Source organism: Lentzea albida, assembly GCF_900111005.1.
GTDB lineage: Bacteria > Actinomycetota > Actinomycetes > Mycobacteriales > Pseudonocardiaceae > Lentzea > Lentzea albida.
In genome coordinates this window covers 253537-275172 of the sequence record NZ_FOFV01000010.1, presented here as the reverse complement: position 1 = coordinate 275172, position 21636 = coordinate 253537, and the positions used below count along the sequence as shown (strand labels likewise).

Annotated in this window: 17 protein-coding genes; 6 read left to right on the top strand and 11 right to left on the bottom strand. The window is 70.4% G+C overall.

The window, feature by feature from the left end:
* Nucleotides 1-73: 73 nt before the first annotated feature.
* Nucleotides 74-598 carry a hypothetical protein gene (locus tag BMY74_RS25070; RefSeq protein WP_089920140.1) on the bottom strand — a complete coding sequence of 175 codons (525 nt, stop codon included), beginning with the start codon at nt 596-598 and terminating at the stop codon, nt 74-76.
* Between the two features lie 81 nt (nt 599-679).
* Nucleotides 680-1855, bottom strand: coding sequence for an MFS transporter (locus BMY74_RS25065; protein WP_089920138.1), 1176 nt, complete (start codon nt 1853-1855; stop codon nt 680-682).
* A 74-nt stretch (nt 1856-1929) separates the two neighbouring features.
* Between BMY74_RS25065 and BMY74_RS25060 the strand changes: the two genes are divergently transcribed.
* Nucleotides 1930-2913, top strand: coding sequence for a LacI family DNA-binding transcriptional regulator (locus BMY74_RS25060; RefSeq protein ID WP_089920136.1), 984 nt, complete (start codon nt 1930-1932; stop codon nt 2911-2913).
* On the opposite strand, the gene BMY74_RS25055 is transcribed toward BMY74_RS25060, so the two are convergent.
* From BMY74_RS25055 to BMY74_RS25045, 3 genes are all read right to left on the bottom strand, one after another.
* Nucleotides 2914-3783, bottom strand: coding sequence for a cellulose-binding domain-containing protein (locus BMY74_RS25055; protein WP_089920134.1), 870 nt, complete (start codon nt 3781-3783; stop codon nt 2914-2916).
* On the bottom strand, nt 3770-5740 hold the full coding sequence (locus BMY74_RS25050) for an RICIN domain-containing protein (protein ID WP_089920133.1): 1971 nt from the start codon (nt 5738-5740) through the stop codon (nt 3770-3772). The genes BMY74_RS25055 and BMY74_RS25050 overlap by 14 nt, the downstream gene beginning before the upstream one ends.
* Nucleotides 5741-5893: 153 nt before the next feature.
* Nucleotides 5894-6613: a hypothetical protein gene (locus tag BMY74_RS25045; RefSeq protein WP_218159729.1), complete on the bottom strand. Its 720-nt coding sequence runs from the start codon at nt 6611-6613 to the stop codon at nt 5894-5896.
* Nucleotides 6614-6807: 194 nt separating this feature from the next.
* Here BMY74_RS25045 and BMY74_RS25040 point away from each other — a divergent pair, with 194 nt between their 5' ends.
* A complete protein-coding gene (locus BMY74_RS25040) occupies nt 6808-7635 on the top strand; it encodes an alpha/beta fold hydrolase (RefSeq protein ID WP_089920130.1) in 828 nt (275 codons plus the stop codon).
* On the opposite strand, the gene araA is transcribed toward BMY74_RS25040, so the two are convergent.
* The 6 genes from araA to BMY74_RS25010 form a co-directional block, all read right to left on the bottom strand.
* Nucleotides 7605-9107, bottom strand: a complete 1503-nt coding sequence (gene araA, locus BMY74_RS25035) for an L-arabinose isomerase (protein WP_089920128.1) — start codon at nt 9105-9107, stop codon at nt 7605-7607. The two genes, BMY74_RS25040 and araA, sit on opposite strands and share 31 nt — an antisense overlap.
* A gap of 17 nt (nt 9108-9124) precedes the next feature.
* On the bottom strand, nt 9125-9778 hold the full coding sequence (locus BMY74_RS25030) for an L-ribulose-5-phosphate 4-epimerase (protein ID WP_089920126.1): 654 nt from the start codon (nt 9776-9778) through the stop codon (nt 9125-9127).
* Nucleotides 9778-11451 (bottom strand): ribulokinase, encoded by a 1674-nt coding sequence (araB, locus tag BMY74_RS25025; RefSeq protein ID WP_089920124.1) that lies wholly within the window; start codon nt 11449-11451, stop codon nt 9778-9780. Before araB ends, BMY74_RS25030 begins: the two co-directional genes overlap by 1 nt.
* Nucleotides 11452-11871: 420 nt before the next feature.
* Complete coding sequence (locus tag BMY74_RS25020; protein ID WP_089920307.1) at nt 11872-12858, bottom strand: LacI family DNA-binding transcriptional regulator; 987 nt, start codon at nt 12856-12858, stop codon at nt 11872-11874.
* Between the two features lie 108 nt (nt 12859-12966).
* Nucleotides 12967-14397 (bottom strand): family 43 glycosylhydrolase, encoded by a 1431-nt coding sequence (locus BMY74_RS25015; RefSeq protein ID WP_089920121.1) that lies wholly within the window; start codon nt 14395-14397, stop codon nt 12967-12969.
* Nucleotides 14394-16862, bottom strand: coding sequence for an alpha-L-arabinofuranosidase C-terminal domain-containing protein (locus tag BMY74_RS25010; protein ID WP_218159728.1), 2469 nt, complete (start codon nt 16860-16862; stop codon nt 14394-14396). The genes BMY74_RS25015 and BMY74_RS25010 overlap by 4 nt, the downstream gene beginning before the upstream one ends.
* 164 nt (nt 16863-17026) lie before the next feature.
* Here BMY74_RS25010 and BMY74_RS25005 point away from each other — a divergent pair, with 164 nt between their 5' ends.
* The 4 genes from BMY74_RS25005 to yjfF all read left to right on the top strand — a co-directional run bounded on the left by BMY74_RS25005 (nt 17027) and on the right by yjfF (nt 21617).
* On the top strand, nt 17027-17995 hold the full coding sequence (locus tag BMY74_RS25005) for an ABC transporter substrate-binding protein (RefSeq protein ID WP_089920119.1): 969 nt from the start codon (nt 17027-17029) through the stop codon (nt 17993-17995).
* A gap of 138 nt (nt 17996-18133) precedes the next feature.
* Nucleotides 18134-19678 (top strand): sugar ABC transporter ATP-binding protein, encoded by a 1545-nt coding sequence (locus BMY74_RS25000; protein ID WP_245786340.1) that lies wholly within the window; start codon nt 18134-18136, stop codon nt 19676-19678.
* Nucleotides 19675-20658 (top strand): ABC transporter permease, encoded by a 984-nt coding sequence (locus BMY74_RS24995; protein WP_089920117.1) that lies wholly within the window; start codon nt 19675-19677, stop codon nt 20656-20658. Before BMY74_RS25000 ends, BMY74_RS24995 begins: the two co-directional genes overlap by 4 nt.
* The gene (yjfF, locus tag BMY74_RS24990; RefSeq protein WP_089920115.1) at nt 20655-21617 is read left to right on the top strand and encodes a galactofuranose ABC transporter, permease protein YjfF; all 963 of its coding nucleotides are present in this window, start codon (nt 20655-20657) and stop codon (nt 21615-21617) included. Before BMY74_RS24995 ends, yjfF begins: the two co-directional genes overlap by 4 nt.
* Nucleotides 21618-21636 lie beyond the last annotated feature (19 nt).

Here is a 21636-nt window from a genome sequence, read left to right as displayed (position 1 = left end):
AGTGAATTCATTCGACAATTCGACTCGGTATTCGACGTTTTTTCGAATCGAATGCGGTCGAATGGTTGAACGTTCAGATTGTTCGATCGTCCAATTCACGCAGCCGAGCCAACAGTCGTGGCGCCAGTTCCTCAGGGGCGAGCCGATACGTCTGCCAGCGGTCGCGGCCGCCTTCCTTCAACGAGGCGTAGAAGCGGTACCGCCCCTGAGTCACCGACTCGGTCGCCTCCTCTGCGAACACCGTGCTCGGGACCAGCCAGGCCGCGATGATCGCGCCCCTGTCGACGTCGATCGCCACGAACAACATGTCCAGGCTCGGCCGCGGCCGGAACGTCTGAGTGCGGACGAACGCCATGAACGTCTCGGACTTGACGCGCTTGCTGGTCGACATGCGGGCCTTCACCTGCACGGCCAGGCTCGTCACGGCGTCAGCGGAGCTGAACAGAAGGTCGATGCCCTCGTCGTCGATCAGTTGCGTCGCGACGTTCAGACGGCCCCGCGACGCCAGGATGCACGTCGCGGCAACGAGGTACTCGGCCGCCTTGCCCATCCGTCCCGCCGGGGATGGCGCTTCCAGTTCCGAGTCGGGCAACCCCATGCGAACAACTCCACTCGCCGACGGCACGCCGCCGGACCACCCGGCGACGTGCAGGTGCTATCGCGCACCACGGCCAGCGGGTTACTCGGCCTTCACCGGACGCAGCATCGGCACCAGCGCCAACGCGGGCAGCAACAAGAACGGCACCACGAGCAGAGCCCGCAGCACCCCGACCTCGTTGCCCAGGAACCCGACCAGAGGCGGCCCGGCCAGGAAAGCCGTGTACCCGATCACCGCCACCACGCTGACCCGAGCCGCCGCCCGAGCCGGATCGTCCGCCGCGGCACTCATCCCCACGGGGAATCCGAGTGCGGTCCCCAGCCCCCACACCGCGACACCCACGATCGCCACCGGGAACGACCCGGCGAACACGGCGAGCGCCACCCCGGACGCCGCCAGCACCATCGACACGAGGATCGCCGGCACACGCCCCCACCGGTCGAGCGCGATGGTCCCGAAGATCCGGCCGAACGTCATGGTCGTGACGAACACGCCGAACACCAGCGCGCCGAGCGCGGGATCGACCTCGTACCCGTCGATGAACGCGACCGCCACCCAGTCGTTCGCGGTGCCCTCGGTGAACGCCAGCACCAGCACGAGCAGGCCGATCAGCAACGTGCGGGGCTCGCGCCACGCGGCCAGGACGCCGCTGCCGGTGCCGTGTTCCGCCTCGCCGGCGAACCGGTACGTCCTGGTGGCGACCAGGGTGCCCACAGCCACGATGAGAGCCACCACGACCAGGTGCGCGGTCACGGACAGGGCGGCCCAGGCGACGAACGACGCGAGACCGGCCGCGGCGACCGTGCCGAGGCTCCACATGGCGTGGAAGCGCGGCATCACCGTCTTGCCGAGGGCGCGTTCCACCTCGGCGGCCTCCACGTTCATCGCCACGTCGCACAGGCCGGAGCCGTAGCCGAGGGTGAAGATGCCGACGGCCGTGAGGATCGCCGACGGGTAGGCGCCGATGCCCACGCCCGCCACCGCGAGTCCCACTGCGACGGTCACGGCCGCGACGGCCACGGTGCGCTTCGGGCGCAACCGGTGCGTGACCTCGCCCGCGGTGAGCATCGCCAGGCAGGCGCCGGCCGACATCGACAACAGCAGCAATCCCAGTGCGCCCGGTGTCAGGCCCAGCGCGTCGCGGGCGGCGGGGACGCGGGCGAACCACGTCGCCACGGCCACGCCGTTCAGCCCGAACGTGACGGCCACCCCCGCGGCGGCGGCTCGGACGTGACTGCGCGGCACCGTGACCGACATCCCGGTCCCTCCCTCTCTCGATACAGAAGTTCTTATCCCACACATGGAAGCGCTTCCACCGCAATACTGCTGAGATGACGGCTGAACGCACCGCCACGCTTGATGACGTGGCACGGGCCGCGGGCGTGTCCCGGGCCACCGCCTCACGTGTTGTCACGGGACAAGGACCGGCATCACAGCGTACGAGGGATCGTGTCACCGCCGCGGTGGCCGCCCTGGGTTACGTGCCGGACGCCTCCGCCCGCGCGCTGGTCACGCGGACCGGCACTCGCCTCGCCATCGCCGTCATCGGCCGCACCGCGGCCGTGCTCGACGACCCGTACGTCGGGCGCGTGCTGACGTCGGCGGCGCACGTCGCCGCCGAGCGCGAGGTCGGTGTCTCACTGCACTGGCTACCCCTGCACGACCCCGGTTCACTCGCCCGGCTCGCCGACGGCCGCGGGCTCGGCGGGCTGGTGGTGGTGAACCCGACCCGGCCCGCGCTCGAGACCGTGCCGAGGGCCCTGCGCGGGCGGGTCGCCGCGGTCGGGGTCGGCACGCGGCACGTGCCGTCGTTCGACGTCGACAACCGCGCCGGCACCGACGGCGTCGTGCGGCACCTGGTGCGCACCGGGCGGCGCCGGATCGCGATGGTGACCGGGCCGTCGTGGCTGCCCTGCGGCGACCGCGCGGTCGAGGCCTACCGGCAGGTGCTGGAGGCGACCGGCGCCGAACCCCGCGTCGTCCCCGGTGACTTCACCGCGGCACGGGGAGCCGGCGCCGCCGTCGAGATCATGACGCGGTGGCCCGACACCGACGCCGTCTTCGCGCTCAGCGACCTCACCGCCCTCGGTGTCCTCGACGGACTGCACGCGCTCGGCGTGCGGGTGCCGGACGACGTGGCGGTCGCCGGGTTCGACGACATCGCGTTCGCGGGGCTGAGCAGGCCGGCGCTCACGACGAGCACCCACCCCGTGGAGGAGATCGCCACCGCGGCGGCACGGGCCGTGCTCGACCGCCGCGACGCCGCCGAGACGACGTTCTACCCGTCCGCGCTCGTCGTGCGCGAAAGCGCGTGATCATGCGACCGAGCACGGCTGGTCGTTGAGCGTGAACCCCGTCGGAGCGGCGTTTCCGCGCTGTGCCGACCCGTTGAACCCGATCTCCACCGAACCACCCGGCTGGATCAGCGGGTTGTAGTGGGCGTTCACGGCGTCGACGGTCCCACGGGACTGCCTCGGCGTCGCGTTCCACATCTCGGTGACCACCTGCCCGCTCGCGAAAGTCCAGCGCAGCACCCAGCCGTTGATCGGGGCGGTACCGGTGTTGCGCACGGTCACCTGCGCCTGGAAACCACCGGGCCACTGCCCGGCCAGCCGGTACGACACGGCACACGTCCGTGCGGGAGGGGGCGCGGCGGTGGTCGTGAGACGCGGTGGCGGCGGGACCGTCGTCGTGGTGGTGGGCGCGACCGCCGGCGCTTCGCAGGGCGGGCCCCACAGACCGCGGTCGGCGGCGGCCGCCTCGGACTCGGCGGTCAGCAGCGCGCCGCCGTCGGTTCCTTCCGCCCGGAGGGCGCCCTGCCGCACGGCGAGCAACGCGTAGTCCGTGCCGTCCTCGAGCGTCAGCTTCACGTCGCCGGACAGCATCGGGCTGATGCGCACCGCGCTGGCCAGCAACGTCGTCCTGGCGAACGAGAGCGCGCCCGCCTCACCGCAGGCGGGTGGGGCCGCCAGCTGCGCGATCCGGGCCTTCGTGCCGTCCGCCAGCTCCACGGTCCGGCCGTCGACCACGTCCCGCACGAAGTGCAGCACGCCTTCCGCGCGGACCTGCTCGTTGACCAGCGTCGGCGGCTTCTGGGACGCGCGGGTCGGCGGCGCCGGTGCGGGCGGGGGCGCCGAGCACCCCGCCAGCAGGACCAGCGCCAGCAGGCCGCTAACCGCGCGCAACGGCGGTCCAGCGCTGGTTGGCCCCCGAGGTCGCGTGGTACGTCCCGATCCGGGCACCGTCCTCACGCGACTCCCCGATCACGTCGAGCAGGCTGCCGGTGGAGGCGTTCACGAACGTCCATGTGCCGTCCCCCGTCGAGGACAGCACCCACCTCGCGGCCGGCCCGTCCGCGGTGCCCAGCACGACGTCGGCGCCGTTCACCGCGATCCGCTGCCCCGTGGCGGCGTTGACGATCGAGAACTGCGCGCGGTGGTCGTAGCCGCCCGAACGCCGCTCCACGCGCCACACCTGGTCCGCCGCGGAAGGATCGGTGGTGCGCTGGACGAGCGAGGTGCCCGACGGCGCCAGGGACCTGCCGCTCTGCACCCCCGTGAGCCGGTATTCCCCACCGAGCGCCGCCGCGCGGTTCACCCCGCTCACGCCGTTCACCTCGAAGGTGGTGACCGACCTGGCGGGCACGGACAGGGTCGCCCGGCGGTTCTGCACGTTCACGGCCGCGCCCTTGACCAACGCGCCGTGCTGGTCCGTCACGACCGGTCGCACGGACGCGCCCGGCCGCACCGACCCGAACGCCGACAGGTCCAGCGTCACGGACTGCGCCTGGTCGCTCTTGTTGAGGTGCACCACGGACTTCAGCTCGGTGCCGCGCACCGCCGCCACGTCCGTCGTGGTGTTCACCTTCACCAGGCGGTCGCCGGGCCTCACGAAGTGGGTGAAGTTCCGCAACGCGTGGAACTTCGTGTTCACGCGCGCCGGGCACGTCGCCAGGGTGTCCCCCGGCCCGCAGTCGAACGGGATCTGCACCACTCCCCAGTTCATGCCGTCCGGAGACTCGGCACCGGGCCTCATGTTGTTGTAGTCCTCGACGGCCTGCCACAGCAGCCAGGCACGCGGCTCCAGCTCGCGCAGGTCGTCGATCACGCGCTCGGCGATCCCCAGTCCGGGGTCCATGCTCGTGAAGCTCTGCCCTGCACCCCAGTGCCCGTCGACCTCGCTCATCCACAACGGCTTGCCCGCGCCCTTGGCGATGTCCCGGGCGGTCGTGCGGCGTGCCGTGCCGTAGGTGTGCACGTTCAGCTGGCCGACCTGCGCGCGTGCGGAGGCGGGATAACCCGCCCAGTTCTCGGCGAAGATGCCGGGATTGGTCTCGTCCGGGGCGGACACGGCCGCCTTGAGGCCGTTGGCGCGCAACGCCTCCGCCATCGCGGGCACGACCTTCGCCTGCAACGCGGGCCCGATGTGCGCTCCCTCCTGCCGCCCGCCCGTCGGGTTGCCGTCCGGGCCGAGCGTGGTGCGCCAGTAGGAGGTGTTGGGCTCGTTGAACGGGTCGACCGTGGCGAACCGGATGCCGTGGGCGCGTTCCAGCTCCGCGGTCGCCTGTGCGAGGTAGGCCGCGAAGTCGCCGATCCTGTCCTCGCGCAACTGGTCCGCGTTCGGGTCGAAGCCGCCGGACACGTACCCGCTCACGGTCTGGAACCACGGCGGCGAGTTGCTGAACGACTCCCACCGCGTCACGTCCCGCTTGATCCGGTCGACCCACCAGCGCTGACGTGGATCCGCCGCCGCGTCGAAGAAACGCGGATCGCCGGGCCGCCACCAGTCGGTGTCCTCCCGCGTGGTCCCCTCCGGCGCCTTCCACCAGCCCGGGACCGCGGCGCCCGCCCGCAGGTACGGCGGCACGTCGGGGGCGTTGCCGCCGCCGATGTTGTAGCGGGCGATGTCGAGGTTCAGGCCGTCCTCACCGAACAGCAGCTCGGCCAACCGGTTGCGGATCTCGTCCGGGTAGCCGCCGGTGGCGTTGGCGAACCACACCAGGCTCGTCCCCCAGCCCTGGAAGGGCTCCTGCTGGTAGGTCGGATCCGGCCGCACCAGGACGGCGTCGGCGGCGGCCGTGACGGGCGTCGCGGTGGAGAGCATGAGCGCCGAAGCGGCGAGCAGAGCAGGGAGTCTGGTCATCGGTTCTCCGTTGAACGCGCGATGTTCACGCTAACATCTATCGAGAACCTACTGGTGCGTCAAGGTCCTGCCGGACGGAGGCGCGTCCGTCCGGCAGGCCTCCTGGGAACGCTCACCCCTGCGGGCAGCCGCTCGCTCGAACCCCGAGGAGAGTCACTTGAGCGAGCAGGTGGCGAAGCGCTCCAGTCCCTGGGGCCGCGCCTGCACGCGGCCGACGGCGATCGCGATCCGGTCCAGCGCGGCGGCGCGCTTGCTCGCCAACGGGCCGAGGATCGCGTTCTGCACGAAGTTCGGCCCGCCCTGACCGACCGAGGTGCGCAGCCGCTCGTTCGCTTCCGCGAGCTGCTTGCCGAGGTTCGCGAGCTCGCGGTCGACCTCGGCCCGCGCGGCCGCCGGCACGTCCTGGAGCACGGGCGACGGGCATTCGATCGCCCCACCGGCCACCGGTGCGCTCGATCCGCTCGCGGCGGGTTTCGAGGTGGTCGGCGGTGCGGACACGGCGGGTGCCTGACCAAGCCCGCAGGTCGCGAACCTCTCCAGCCCCTCGGGTTTCGCGGCGACCCGGCCGATGGCCGTCTCGATGCGGTTCAGCGCGGCGACGCGCTTGCTGGCCAACGGACCGAGGATCGCGTTCTGCACGAAGTTCGGCCCGCCTTCACCGGCAGAGGTGCGCAGCCGCTCGTTGGCCTCCGCGATCTGCTTGTCCAGGTTCGCCAGCTCCCGCCGCACCTCGGCCTGCGCCGCGGCCGGAACGGCGGGGACGACCGGCTGCGGGCACACCACGGCGCCCGTCGCGGTCTCGCCACCGGCGAAGGCGACGGCCGCCGTCACCGCGGTCAAGGTCGCCGCGACACCCAGCCCGGCCACGATCACCCGTTTGCTCCGTTGCGGTCGTGCATGCGCTCTCGACATATCCGAACCTCACGAGTAGGGGACGTTTTCTGCCGGCACAAGGGGAATACGGACCGGGAAAATGAAAGGTTCAACTACTTGTGAGCGTTCACAGGCGCTGGCATGCTCGCAGATCGTTCCGCAGTCCCGCACCTGCGAGAAACCGGGGTACAGCCATGCCATCGGCCGCCAGAGTGGCCCACGAGCACCTCCCGCTCCGCATCCACGGGGTGAACCTCAAGATCGCGTCGGTTCGCCGGGAGGGCTCCGGCGATCCCGTCGTCCTGCTGCACGGCTTCGGCACGAGCAAGGAGGACTACCTCGACATCACGCACCGGCACGAGTTCGCCGCACGCGGATTCCTCGCCTACGACGCACCCGGTTGCGGCGCCACGGAGTGCGGCGACCTCGGGGCGATCGACCTGCCGTTCCTGGTGGAGACCGCCCGTGCGGTGCTCGAACGCGCGGGCATCGGCCGGTTCCACGTCGTCGCGCAGTCGACCGGCGCGCTCACCGCGCTCCTGCTGGCGCACGCGGAACCCGGCCGGGTGCTGAGCTTCGTGAACATCAAGGGCGTGCTCGCGCCGGAGGACTGCGTGCTGAGCCGGGAGTCGCTGCACCACCGCGATCCGGGTGAGTACCTCTTCCAGCTCGCCGAGCGCACCCGCGCGTCGTCCTGCTACGGCGGTGGGCTCTACGCGGCTAACCTCCCGAACAAGGTCCGCCGCGGTGCCGTGGCCGGCTACTTCCGTTCCATGGTCGAACTGGCCGACCACGGCGACCTGCTGCAGAAGTTCCTCTCACTGCCCTGCCCGCGGATGTACCTCTACGGCGAGCAGTGCGCCGGGCTCTCGTACCTGCCGCTGCTCGACGCGAACGGGGTGGAGCTCGCGGAGATCCCGCACAGCGGGCAGCTCCCCATGTACTCCAACCCCGTCGCGACGTGGCGGCAGATCGCCGAGTTCCACGCCCGTCAGCTGATCCCCAGCGCGAGGCGGTGGTAGGCGGAGTTCCAGCGCAACCGGTCCGCGAACGAGGCCGGGGTCGTCGCAGAGTCGATCAGCACGAGCTCCGTGGCGACCATCTGCGCGAAGTCCCGCAGTACCTCGGCCCCGACGGCCTGCGTCATCACCGTGTGGTGCGGTCCGCCCGCCGTGAGCCAGCACTCCGCGGAGGTCGAGAGCGACGGCTCCGGCTTCCACACGGCCCGCGCGACCGGCAGCGCCGGCAGCGGCTCGTCCGGCGGGACGACCGTGACCTCGTTGGCCACCAACCGGAACCGGTCGCCCATGTCGGCGAGGCCGACCACGACGGCGGGTCCGGACGCGGCGTCGAACACCAGCCGCACCGGGTCCTCGCGGTCGCCGATGCCCAGGGGGTGGATCTCGCAGGACGGCTGGTCGGCGGCGATCGTCGGGCAGACCTCCAGCATGTGCGCGCCGAGGATCTTCGGCTCGCCCGGCCCGAAGTGGTAGGTGTAGTCCTCCATGAACGACGTGCCGCGGCCCGTGCCGGTGCCCATCGCCTTCACCGCGGCGAGCAGCGCGGAGGTCTTCCAGTCGCCCTCACCGCCGAAGCCGTAGCCGTCGGCCATGAGTCGCTGCACGGCGAGGCCCGGCAGCTGCCGCAACCCGCCCAGGTCCTGGAAGTTCGTGGTGAACGCGCCGAAGCCGCCGTCGTCCAGGAAGGACCGCAGGCCGATCTCGATGCGGGCGGCGTAGCGCAGCGACTCGTGCCGCTCTCCCCCGCGTGCCAGCTCCGGGCTCAGCCGGTAGGCCTCCGCGTAGTCGGCGACGAGCAGGTCGATGCCCGCGTCCGGCACCGCGTCGACCACGTCCACCAGGTCGTTGACCCCGTAGGTGTTGACGGAGACGCCGAACCGCAGTTCCGCCTCGACCTTGTCGCCCTCGGTCACGGCGACGTCGCGCATGTTGTCGCCGAAGCGGGCGAGCTTCAGGCCGCGCAGGTGCGCGACGCCGGCGGCGGCACGAGCCCAGCCGTCGATCCGTTCGGCCACCACGGGATCACTCGCGTGCCCCGCGACCGTCTTGCGCGCCACCCCGATCCTGGTCTGCACGTAGGCGAACTCGCGGTCGCCGTGCGCGGCCTGGTTGAGGTTCATGAAGTCCATGTCGATCGTGGACCACGGCAACGCCTCGTTGAGCTGCGTGTGCAGGTGCAGCAACGGTTTGCGCAGCAGGTCGAGCCCGGTGATCCACATCTTCGCGGGCGAGAACGTGTGCATCCACGCGATCACGCCGACGCACGACGGGTCGTTGTTCGCCTCCTGCATGACCGCGCGGATGGCGCCAGAGTCGGTCAGCACCGGCTTCCACACGATCTCCGCGCTGATCCGGCCGGAGTCGGTGAGCATCCGCTGGATCTGCTGGGACTGGGCCGCGACCTGGTCGAGCGTCTCGGGGCCGTAGAGGTGCTGGCTGCCGGTGAGGAACCAGATCTGGGGCTTGTCCGCCATGTGCTCTCCTTCTGGGCTCACTGGCCGTAAACGTTCTGGTAGCGCTCGTAGAGCCGGTCGACGTGCTGCTGGTCGATCACGTCGGGCTTGCCGAGCTGGAGTGCGAAGTGGACGGTCCGGGCGACGTCTTCCAGCAGCACCGCGGCCTTCACCGCCTTGACGGCCGTCTCACCGACGGTGAACGGGCCGTGGTTGCGCATCAGCACGGCCTTCGACCTGCTGGTGCTCAACGTGTCCACGATGCCCTTGCCGATCGAGTCGTCGCCGATCAGCGCGAACGGCCCGACGGGGATGTCGCCGCCGAACTCGTCCGCGATCATCGTGAGCACGCACGGGATGGGCGCCCCGCGCGCCGCCCACGCTGTGGCATAGGGGGAATGTGTGTGCACGACGCCGCCGACCTCCGGCATGTGCCGGTACACGTACGCGTGCGCCGCGGTGTCGCTCGACGGCGCCAGCTCACCTTCCTTGAGCGTGCCGTGCAGGTCCGTCACGACCATCGCGTGGGGACCCAGCTCGTCGTAGGACACCCCGGAGGGCTTGATGACCATCAGGTCGTGGCCGGGCACGCGTGCCGACACGTTGCCCGCGGTCCAGGTCACCAGCTCGTAGCGGGTCAGCTCGCGGTGCAGTTCGGCGACGGTGCGGCGCAGCTCTGCGGTGGGTGACATCAGCTCTTCCCCTCCAGCGCGGCACGGCGGTACCCGCGCAACCGGTGCATGACATCGTTGGCACCCCGGCCGAAGTAGTCGTGCAGCTCCTGGTAGTCGAGGAAGAGCCGTTCGTACGCCTCGACGTTCTTCTGGTCGGGCACGAAGACGTTGCGGCGCACCGATCCCATCTTCTCGGCGGCGTCGCGGATGTCGCCGTACGCGCCCGCGGCCACGGCCGCGTGCATCGCGGAGCCGAGCGCCGGCCCCTGTGCCGAGCCGATGACGGAGAGCGGGAGGTCCAGCACGTCGGCGTAGATCTGCATCAGCAGGGAGTTCTTGGTGAGCCCGCCCGCGATCACCAGCTCGGTGACCGGCACGCCCGCGTCGGTGAAGGTGTCGACGATGACGCGCGTGCCGAACGCCGTGGCCTCCAGCAGGGCGCGGTAGACGTCCTCGGCCTTGGTGGCGAGCGTCTGGCCGACGACCACACCGGACAGTTCGTGGTCGACCAGCACCGACCGGTTGCCGCTGTGCCAGTCGAGCGCGACGAGCCCGTGCTCGCCGACTTCCTGCTGTGCGGCCAGTTCCGAGAGCAGCTCGTGCACGCTGATGCCGCGTTCGCGGGCCTGGTCGTGGTAGCTCGGCGGCACCTGGTTGCGCAGGAACCACGCGAAGATGTCGCCGACGCCGCTCTGCCCGGCCTCGTAGCCCCACAGCCCCGGCACGATGCCGCCGTCGACGACGCCGCACATGCCCGGCACCTCGCGCAGGTCGGACCCGCTCATGACGTGGCACGTGGAGGTGCCCATGATCGCGACCATCTGGCCGGGGTTCACGGCCTGCGCCGCGGGAGCGGTGACGTGCGCGTCGACGTTGCCGACCGCGACCGCGATGCCTTCCCGCAGACCGGTCCACCCGGCGGCTTGCGCGGTGAGGGTGCCCGCCTTGTCGCCGAGCGCGGACAACGGGTGGTCGAGCTTGTCCCTGACGAACGTGCTGAAGCCCGGGTTGAGTTCTGCCAGGAACTCCTCGGTGGGATACGCGCCGTCCTGCAGGATGCCCTTGTAGCCGGCCGTGCAGGCGTTGCGCGTGTACGTGCCCGTGAGCTGCCAGATGATCCAGTCCGCGGCCTCGACCCAGTGCTCGGTGGCCGCGTAGACCTCGGGCGCCTCCTCGAGGAGCTGCAGCCCCTTGGCGAACTCCCACTCCGAGGAGATGAGCCCGCCGTACCGCGCGAGCCACGGCTCCTTGCGCTGCCGCGCCAGCTCGTTGATGCGATCGGCCTGCGGCTGCGCGGCGTGGTGGCGCCACAGCTTCACGTACGCGTGCGGATCACCCGCGAACTCCTCGAGTTCGCACAACGGCGTGCCGTCCGCGGTGGTCGGCACCATCGTGCAGGCCGTGAAGTCCGTCCCGATGCCGACGACCTGGTCCGCGGAGATCCCGGCCGCCTCGACGGCCTGCGGGACGGCGGTGCGCAGGACGTCGACGTAGTCGGAAGGGACCTGCAGCGCCCACTCCGGCGGCAACGGCCGGCCGGTCGAGGGCAGCACCTGGTCCACCACACCGTGGCGGTAGTCGTGCACGGCGGTGCCCAGCTCCGCGCCGTCGCGGACCCGCACGACCACGGCGCGGCCCGACAACGTGCCGAAGTCGACACCCACCACGCACGCGTCGCGGTCGATCGTCATGTCAGTCACGACCTGAGTGTTATCGCTAACAATCGGCGAGTCAAGACGTGCCGGGGACATCGTGATTTCCCTGGAGGGGAAAGGATTGTGGCGGGAGGTGAGCGCTCGACAACCGAGGCGCGCTCGGGCGCCTCGGGCGGAGTGGGCGCGCGGGGGCGCCGCCGGGGCGCGGCGGGGAGAGGGCTCGGTGCGGGGCACGCGAGCGGGGCCGGTCGGGGTGGGCGCAGCACAGGGCGCCGGCTTGGGGGCGCACGGCGTGCGGCGACCGACTCAGGTCGGACACAGGCCCGCCCTTACCAGGCGCCGGTTCAGCGGGCGCACGGCCTGCGACGACCACCTCCCGCCGGACACGAGCACACCTCCCAGGGCACCGACCTCAGGCCGGCCACACCAGGCGTTGCCCGGCCGAACCTCCGCCCACTAGCGAGGCGGCGGACCCACGCTCTCCCGCTTGACCAGCGAAGGCGCCACCGTCCGGCGCGGACGGGTGGTCTCACCGTCGCTGATCTGCTCCAGCAGCAACCCCAGCGTCTCGTGGGCCACCGCGGCGAAGTCAGGCCGCACGGTGGTGAGCGGCGGGATGAAGTACGCGGCTTCGGAGACGTCGTCGAAGCCCACCACGCTCACGTCGTGCGGAACCTTCTTGCCCCGCTCGCTCATGGCCCGCAGCACGCCCAGGGCGAGGTGGTCGTTCGAGCAGAAGACGGCGGTGACCTCGGGCATCCGCGCGAGCATCTGGCCCGCCCGGTAGCCGGAGGCGGCGCTCCAGTCCGCCGCCATCACCGGCGGGACCTCGGCACCGGCCGCTTCGAGGGCCGAGCGCCAGCCCTCGACCCGGCCCGCCGCGTCGAACCAGTCCGCGGGGCCGGAGACGTGCCAGACCGTGTCGTGGCCCGCGTCGAGCAGGTGCTTCGTGGCGTCGAACGCGCCCACCGCCTGGTCCACCGTGACCAGCGGGGTCGGGCGGTCGGGGTCGCCGTCCACCGTGACCAGGGGGACGCCCGCCGGGACGTCGGCCAGGGCGTCCGCCGCCGAGGAGGTCGGGGCGATCACCACGATGCCCGCGACCCGCTGGTCGCGGTGGCGTTCCACGGCGGCGGCGATCGAGTCGCGGTCGAGGACCTTGACCCTGCCCACGCTGACGGCGAAGCCGGCCCCTCCTGCCGCCTCCTCGAAGGCGGACAGGAGCGAGGCCGGGCCGTAGAGCGTCGAGTTCTGCGCCACCACGCCGATGAGCTGGGTCTTTCCCGTGACGAGGGCTCGGGCCGCGCGGTTGGGGCGGTAGTCGAGTTCCTTGATGGCCGCCTGGACGCGCAGCCTCGTCTGCTCGCGGACGTTCGGGTGGTTGTTGAGCACGCGCGAGACCGTCTGGTGCGACACCCCGGCGAGTCGTGCGACATCGGTCATCGCGGGTTCACGCGAGGTCTTCTCCACTAGCGGTCTCCGATCCTTGATCTGCGCCGACGATGTTAGCGATAACACCTGGTCGGCTTCGATGCAGTGCTCATTGTCCACTCATTCCAGGCGGAACGTGGCACGTCGGCGCGCGTCGCGGTCACCACCTGGTCTGGACAACACGATCCGCCCGTTGTCGTGGGCCAGGTACGTGTCCGCGCCCATCCGCAGGGAGACCGCGTTCGAGTCCGCGAGTCCCGGCACGCGGACGAAGCTCGCGGCACGGCCGTAGGCGTCGGTGTCCTCGAACGGGTCGATGCGGAGCACATCTCCCCGCACGTACCGGTCCGGGAAGTTCACTGACTGCACCGCGACCGTGCCGGCGCCCAGGAATCCCGGCACGAACCGGAACTGGGTGTCGGCGAGCTCGCGCACGTTGCCGTCGGCCCGCAGCGCGTACTCGTAGTGCCGCACCACCAGCGACGGCGCGTCCAGGGGCGACAGCCGCACGATCGGGCCGCCCCGTCCCACCGGCACCCCGAAGGACGGCGTGCCGTCCGCGTTCCAGTGCACCTTCTGCACGCGGGTGTGCCGGTTCGGGTCGAACAGCGGATCACCGGTGATGTCCCGGTAGTCGCGGGCGTGGTAGACGAGCACGTCCGTGGAACCCACCGTGGTGAACGAGTTGTGCCCCGGGCCGTACTGCGAGGTCGCCGCGTTCGTCGTGAACACCGGGTTGGGCGACTTCGTCCACGACCGCGCGTCGAGCAGGTTCGCGTTCTCGTCGGCGGTCAGCAGGCCCATGCAGTACCGGGCGTCGGTCGCGCTGGCCGAGTACGTCACGAACACCCGGCCGTTGCGGATCAGCACCGCCGGCCCCTCGTTCACCTTGAAGCCCTGCACCTCCCACGACAGCGTGGGCGTCGCGATGCGCACCGGGGTGGTCTTCAACGCCAGTGGTGAAGCCATTTCCGCGATGTAGAGGTTCGAGTTCGTGGCGATGCCGGGTTCGCTCTGCGCCCACAGGAAGTAGCGCTTGCCGCGGTGCGTGAACGTGGTCGCGTCGAGCGTGAAGGTGTCCCACGCCGTGACCATCTGCCCGCGCAGCACCCACCCGCTCTCGCGCGGGTCGGCGTTCGAGGACTCGAGCACGTAGGTGCGAATGCGGAACGGTTCGTCCTTGTCCCCCGCGGCGAAGTACACGTACCACTTGCCGTCGATGCGGTGCAGCTCCGGCGCCCAGATGTAGCCGCCCATCACGCCCGACGACGGCCGCCGCCAGATGGTGCGTTCACGGGCGGAGGACAGACCGTCCAACGTGGACGCACCGCGGATGACGACGCGGTCGTACTCCGGCACCGACCCGGTCAGGTAGTACATGCCGTCCACCGGCGGCGTGACGAACGGGTCGGCGCGTTGTTCGACGAGCGGGTTGCGCGTGGGCAGGTCAGAGGCCGGTTCCGCGGCGAGGGCGGCGGGCGTGGCGGACGTGAGCGCACCGGTCGCGGCCAGGAGGCCGCCGGTGGCCAGCAGGGATCGTCGGTTGATCACGAGCGGCTCCTGATCCGGAAGAACGTGACGGAGTTCGGCGGGAACGTGTGCGTGAAGCTGCTCGCCACCCGCGCCTGGTCGAGGCGGGGGCGGATCGGCTGGGTGAACTCGGTGTTGACGTCGTCGGGACGGCCCTGCAGCACGGTCACGCGTGCCGTCGGGGCGACCGGGACGCCGAGGTCGATGCGCGTGCGGGCGGCGTTGTCCTGGGCGTTGACCACCTTGACGATCAGCTCGCCGGTGGCGACGTCGCGGGTGACGACCTGCCGGAACGGCTCGGCCAGCTTGTCGTCGGTGAACTCGCCCCACTTCTGGCCGTCGAGGAACAGCGCAACGTGCCGCCCACGCACCTCGACGCGCACGTCGTACTCGCGTCCGGTCTCGATGCGGGTGCCGTTGGAGATCAGCGTGCTCTTGCCGCCGCCGACGGCCTTCTCCACGGCGGACTGGGTGTTGTTCCAGCCGCCGAGGTTCCACCAGTAGTAGTTGCCGGTGTCCTGCACGCCGAACGCGACGAGGAAGCCTTCCCGCCCGGACTGCTTCACCGCCTTGACGTTCAGCGTGTAGTCGCGCCAGGACTTGTCGCCCGCCGTGACGAGCGCGTCCTCCGCCGCCGCGTCGGACTGCACGTAGGCGCCGTTCACGACGTTCCACGCGCCGCGGCCGGACTTCGTCCACTTCGCGTCACCGCCGGAGAAGTCGTCGCTGAACAACGCCTGCCCGGAAGCACTGGTAACGCTCACGTCGTCGTAGGTCGCGGCGGTGGCCCACGTCGACAACCCGATCGCGCCGGTGATCGGCGCTTGCGTCGAGGGCGTGGCGGACGCGGTGCTCGGCACCACGTGGTCGCCCACGTTGGTCATGAAGAGCTTCTGGACCTCGTAGCTGGCCGAACCCCACGACGCGTGGTTGTTGAACCAGATCATGTCCGGGCGCCACTGGACGTAGTCCTCGTTGGCCAGCAACGGCGCGTAGGAGGCGAGCTTCACGACGTCGGCGTTGCGCTCGAGCCCCGTCATGAACGCCGCTTCGCTCAGCGCGTTGTAGAACTTGTTGTCCTGCGAGGCGTATTCACCGAGGAACACCTTGGGACCGTTGCGGTCGTAGGAGTCGTAGCGGTTGTTGTTCTCCAGGAACCAGCTCGGGCTGTTGTAGTAGTGCTCGTCGACCATCTTCACGCCGGCCTGCTTGTTCAGCTGCCACAGGCGGTCGAACGTGCCGCCGGTGTCGTCGGGGCCGGAGTTGCTGACGACGGTGATGTCCGGGTACTTGGCGTTGATGGCGTCGCGGAACCGCACGAAGCGCGCCATGAACTCGTCCGGCAGGTTCTCCTCGTTGCCGACGGCCAGGTGCGTGAGCCCGAACGGCTCGGGGTGCCCCATCTCGGCGCGCTTGCGGCCCCACACCGAGTCGGCCGGGCCGTTCGCGTACTCGATCAGGTCGAGCGTGTCCTGGACGTGCCGCGCCAGCAACGCGGGGTCGTCGGTCGCGCGGTTCTGGCCGCAGCCGGTGACCAGCGCGGGCACGACGGGCAGCGGCATGGCGCCGATGTCCTCGGAGAACTGGAAGTACTCGTGGTAGCCGAGTCCGTAGGACTGGTTGTAGCCCCAGAAGTTCCAGTTGGTGGCGCGCTGCTCGACCGGGCCGATGGTGTCCTTCCACTGGTACGACCGGCGTCGCTCGAAGTTCGGCGCGTCGTAGCCGTAGTGGCTGCCGGTGTTGACCAGGCAGCCGCCCGGGAACCGGACGAAGCCGGGCTTCAGCGCGGCGATCTTCTCGGCGAGGTCGCGCCGCAGGCCGTGGCCCTTGAAGGTGTCCTGCGGCATCAACGAGACCATGTCGAGCCGCAGGGTCCCGGTGCCGGCACCGGTCACGAGGAGCCTGCCCGTGGTGGAGGTCTTCTTCGCCCGGACCGTTCCGCTGTACCGGGTCCAGCCGTCGCCGCGGACCTGCACGTTCACCGGGTCGCCCAGGGCGTTCCCAGCGGGGTCGGTGATCGTGGCGGTCAGCTGCGCCTGCCGGTCGGCGCGGGCCCAGACGGAGAAGTCGTAGCGCTGGCCCTCCCGCACGGCGATCCCGCTGTTGTAGCCGGAGTTGATCACACCGGCGGGCAGGCCGAGCTTCAGATAACGCCGGTTGCGCTCGTTCAGGCGTCCGGCGTCGTCGGCGACGTCCACGGTGCCGCTGTGCGGCGCCCAGGAAGTCAGGCCGTGGTAGCCCGCGTTGTCCGCGGGGTCGTACTCGAACGACCGGTTCTGCACGAGCTCCGCGTACAGGCCGCCGTCGGCTGCGCGGTTGATGTCCTCGAAGAAGACGCCGTACATCGAGTCGTCGATCGACGCGCCCTTCTTGGTGGCGTCGATCTTGATCGTGTAGTCGGTTTCGGCGGCCGCCCCGGATCCGGGGACGGCAACCAGCAGGGATGCCGCGAGTGCGGCGCTCAACAGGACGTGCTTGCGGGACACGGGGTTCCCTCCCAAGCTCGGAAGTGAGCGTTAACATAGGGCTGCGTGCTTGTTACAAGCAAGGCCTTGACGCAGCAGTTGTGAGCGTTCACTCTTGTGCACCTGACAGCTGGAGGACAGGCGGTCAGGCTCCGCGACACCGTCGTCACCCCGGAGGAATCCCAGTGCTGAAGAAGATCACGACAGTTGCCGGCGTGGTCCTGCTGAGCGCGCTCACCGCGTGCGGCTCGGGAGGCGGTGGAGGCACCGCCTCGTCCGGCAGCGGCACCATCACCATGGGCTTCGCGCAGGTCGGCGCCGAAAGCGGCTGGCGCACCGCCAACACCAAGTCGATCCAGGACGAGGCCAAGGCCGCCGGGATCGAGCTCAAGTTCTCCGACGCGCAGCAGAAGCAGGAGAACCAGATCAAGGCGATCCGCTCCTACATCCAGCAGAAGGTGTCGGTGATCGCGTTCAGCCCCGTCGTCGAAACGGGCTGGGACACGGTTCTGCTGGAGGCCAAGCGCGCCAACATCCCGGTGATCCTCACCGACCGCTCCATCGACTCCGACGACACGTCGCTCTACAAGACGTTCCTCGGCTCCGACTTCGTCGAGGAGGGCCGCCGGGCGGGCGACTGGCTGGTGGCGAACGCCTCCGGCCCGACGAACGTGGTGGAACTGCAGGGAACCACCGGCGCGGCGCCCGCGATCGACCGCAAGAAGGGCTTCGAGGAGAAGATCGCGTCGAAGCCCGACATCAAGGTCGTCGCCTCGCAGACCGGTGACTTCACCCGCTCCGGCGGCAAGCAGGTCATGGAGGCGTTCCTCAAGTCCCAGCCGAAGATCGACGTGGTGTACGCGCACAACGACGACATGGGCCTGGGCGCGATCGAGGCGATCAAGGCGGCGGGCAAGGTGCCCGGCAAGGACATCAAGATCATCACCGTGGACGCGGTGAAGGACGGCATGCAGGCGCTGGCGAACGGCGAGATCAACTTCATCGTCGAGTGCAACCCGTTGCTGGGCAAGCAGTTGATGGAGCTGGCGAAGAAGGTCGTGGCCGGCGAGGAGGTGCCCAACCGCGTCGTGACCGAGGAGGGCACGTTCACGCAGGAGCAGGCGAAGGCCGCGCTCCCCCAGCGCCAGTACTGAGCCGGTGGTCGTGCCGGTGGCGGAAAGCCGCCGGCACGCCCCGGCACCGAGGCAAGACCCCCCGAGCACCGCGGGGCCCGTCGTGGACGCGCATCCCGATGACGGGCCCCGCGGCCCCAACGACGAAGGCCAGTGCCCATGACCCCGCCGTTGAACGAACCACCACCACCGGTCGTCGAGATGCGGGGCATCAGCCTCGCGTTCCCCGGCGTGAAAGCGTTGCAGGACGTCGACTTCCGGCTGTTCCCCGGCGAGGTGCACGCCCTCATGGGCGAGAACGGCGCCGGCAAGTCCACCCTGATCAAGACCCTGACCGGCGTGCACCGGCCCGACGGCGGGCAGGTCGTGCTCGGTGGTGACGAGGTGGCGTTCTCCTCCCCCGGCGAGGCCCAGCACGCCGGGATCAGCACGGTGTACCAGGAGGTCAACCTCTGCGCGAACCTCACGGTCGCGGAGAACATCCTGCTGGGCCGCGAACCGCGCAGGTTCGGCGGCATCGACTTCCCGGCGATGCGCAAGCGCGCCGGGGAGGTGCTCGCGCGCATCGGGGTGCACATCGACCCCGGGTCGAGCCTCGGTGAACACCCGATCGCCGTGCAGCAACTCGTCGCCATCGCCCGCGCGATCGCCGTCGACTGCCGCGTCCTGGTGCTCGACGAGCCGACGTCCAGCCTGGACGCGGGTGAGGTCGCCGAGCTGTTCCGGATCATGCGCGTGCTGCGCGACGAGGGCGTGGCGATCCTGTTCGTGTCGCACTTCCTCGACCAGGTCTACGAGATCTCCGACCGGATGACGGTGCTGCGCAACGGTTCCCTCGTCGGCGAGCACCTGACCGCGGACGTGGACCGGCGCACGCTCATCGCGCAGATGATCGGCCGCGACCTCGGCGCGCTGGAGGCCATCGAGGACGCCGCGGAGAAGCGCCACCCCGACGGACCGGTGCTGCTGCACGCGTCGGAGCTCGGCAGGCGCGGCGCCATCGACCCGTTCGACCTGGAGATCCGCGCGGGCGAGGTCGTCGGCCTCGCCGGTCTGCTCGGCTCCGGCCGCACGGAACTCGCCCGGCTGCTCTTCGGCGCGGACCGAGCGGACTCCGGCAGGCTGGTCGTGGACGGCAAGCCCCTGCGGTTGCGCGGGCCCCGGTCCGCGATCGCGGCGGGCATCGCGTTCAGCTCCGAGGACCGCAAGGGCGAGGGCCTCGTCGCGGACCTCTCGATCCGCGACAACCTCGTGCTCGCGATGCAGGCCGCACGCGGCTGGACGCGCCCGCTACCGCGCAGGACCAAGGACCAGCTGGTCGAGAAGTACCTGAAGGCGCTCGACATCCGGCCCGCCAACCCGGACGCGCTGGTGCGCACCCTGTCCGGCGGCAACCAGCAGAAGGTGCTCCTGGCGCGCTGGCTCGTCACCGAGCCGCGGCTGCTGATCCTCGACGAACCGACGCGCGGCATCGACATCGGTGCCAAGGCCCAGATCCAGCAGCTCGTCACGACCCTGGCCGCGGAGGGCACCGCGGTCCTGTTCATCTCCGCGGAACTGGAGGAGGTCGTGCGCATCTCCGACCGCATCGTCGTGCTGCGCGACCGGCGCAAGATCGCCGAGCTGGACGGCTCGGTGACCGGCGTCGACGAGGTCGTGGAACTCATCGCGGGCGGGGCCGCGCCGGAGAAGGTGGTGTCGTGAAGAACCGGTTGCTGTGGCCGTTGCTCGCACTGGCCGCTCTACTGCTGCTCAACCTGATCGTGACGCCCTCCTTCTTCTCGTTGCGCATGCAGGACGGCGCCCTCTACGGCGGCCTCGTCGACGTGCTGAAGAACGGCGCCCCGACGTTGCTGATCGCGCTCGGCATGACGCTGGTGATCGCCACCCGCGGCATCGACCTCTCGGTCGGCGCGGTGGCGGCGATCGCGGGCGCCGTGACGTGTGTCCACATCGGAACGTCGGGCAGCGCCGGCACCGCGATCGCCGGAATGGCCATCGCCCTGGTGCTGTGCGCGGTGCTGGGGCTCTGGAACGGCTTCCTGGTGGCGGGGCTCGGCATCCAGCCGATCATCGCCACCCTGGTGCTGATGACCGCGGGTCGCGGTGTCGCGATGCTCGTGACCGAGGGCCAGATCGTCACGGTCAACAACACCGCCTACAAGCAGGTCGGCGCCGGGTTCCTGGTGTTGCCGATCTCGATCCTGATCAGCCTGCTCGTGCTCGGGCTGGTGGCGTTCGTGACCAGGAAGACCGCACTGGGCATGCTGATCGAGGCCGTCGGGGTGAACCCCGAGGCCTCCCGCCTCGCCGGTGTGCGGTCGAGGACCATCATCTGGACCGTCTACGTGTTCGCCGCCGTGTGCGCGGGCATCGCCGGCCTGATGATCAGCTCGAACGTCAGCGCGGCCGACGCCAACAACGCCGGTCTGTGGATCGAGATGGACGCGATCCTCGCCGTCGTCATCGGCGGCACCTCGCTCGCCGGCGGGCGGTACTCGCTGACCGGCACCCTGCTCGGCGCGCTGATCATCCAGACCCTCACCACCACCGTCTACACGATCGGCGTCGCCCCCGAGGTGACGCTGGTGTTCAAGGCGGTCGTCGTGATCGCCGTGTGCCTGGTCCAGGCACCGAAGGCCCGTGCCGCGCTGAGCTTCCGGAAGGTGGCGGTCCCGTCATGACCACTCTCGCCCCGCGCGTGCCGTCGCGCTTCCTGCCGGTGCTCGCGACCGTCGCGCTGTTCGTCCTCGCGTTCGGCGTCGGCTCGGCGCGCTACGACGGGTTCGCGTCCGGCCAGGTGATCGCGAACCTGTTCATCGACAACGCCTTCCTGATCGTCCTCGCCGCGGGCATGACGTTCGTGATCCTCAGCGGCGGCATCGACCTGTCCGTGGGCTCGGTCGTCGCACTGTCCACCATGGTCACGGCCTCGGGGCTGCAGGCGGGCTGGCCGGTACCGCTGGTGGTCGTCGCCGTGCTGCTGATCGGGTCGACGCTCGGCCTGCTGATGGGGCTGGTGATCCACAAGTTCGACATCCAGCCGTTCATCGTCACGCTCGCCGGCATGTTCCTCGCCCGCGGCCTGTGCTTCGTGATCAGCGTGGAGTCGGTGTCCATCAAGGACAGGACGTTCCGCGACGTCGCCACCGCTGCGATCGAGCTGCCGGGCGGCGTCACGATCACCTACAACGTCGTGATCGCACTGCTCGTCGTCGCGGCCGCGATGTACGTGCTGCACCGCACCCGCTTCGGCCGCACGGTGTACGCGGTGGGCGGCAGCGAGTCGTCCGCGCTGCTGATGGGCCTGCCGACCACCCGCGTGAAGGTCGGCGTGTACGTCATCAGCGGCCTCTGCTCGTCGCTGGCCGGGCTGCTGTTCAGCCTCTACATGCTCTCCGGCTACGGCCTGCACGCCGTGGGCATGGAGCTCGACGCCATCGCGGCCGTGGTGATCGGCGGGACGCTGCTGGCGGGCGGCGTCGGGTACGTGCTCGGCGGGCTGGCCGGGGTGCTGGTGCTCGGCACGATCCAGACGCTGATCTCGTTCCAGGGCACGCTCAGCTCGTGGTGGACGAAGATCGTGATCGGCGTCCTGCTGCTGGTGTTCATCGCGGTGCAGAGGACCATGGTCCGGCGGTGAGCCTCACCCGCTCAGGTGA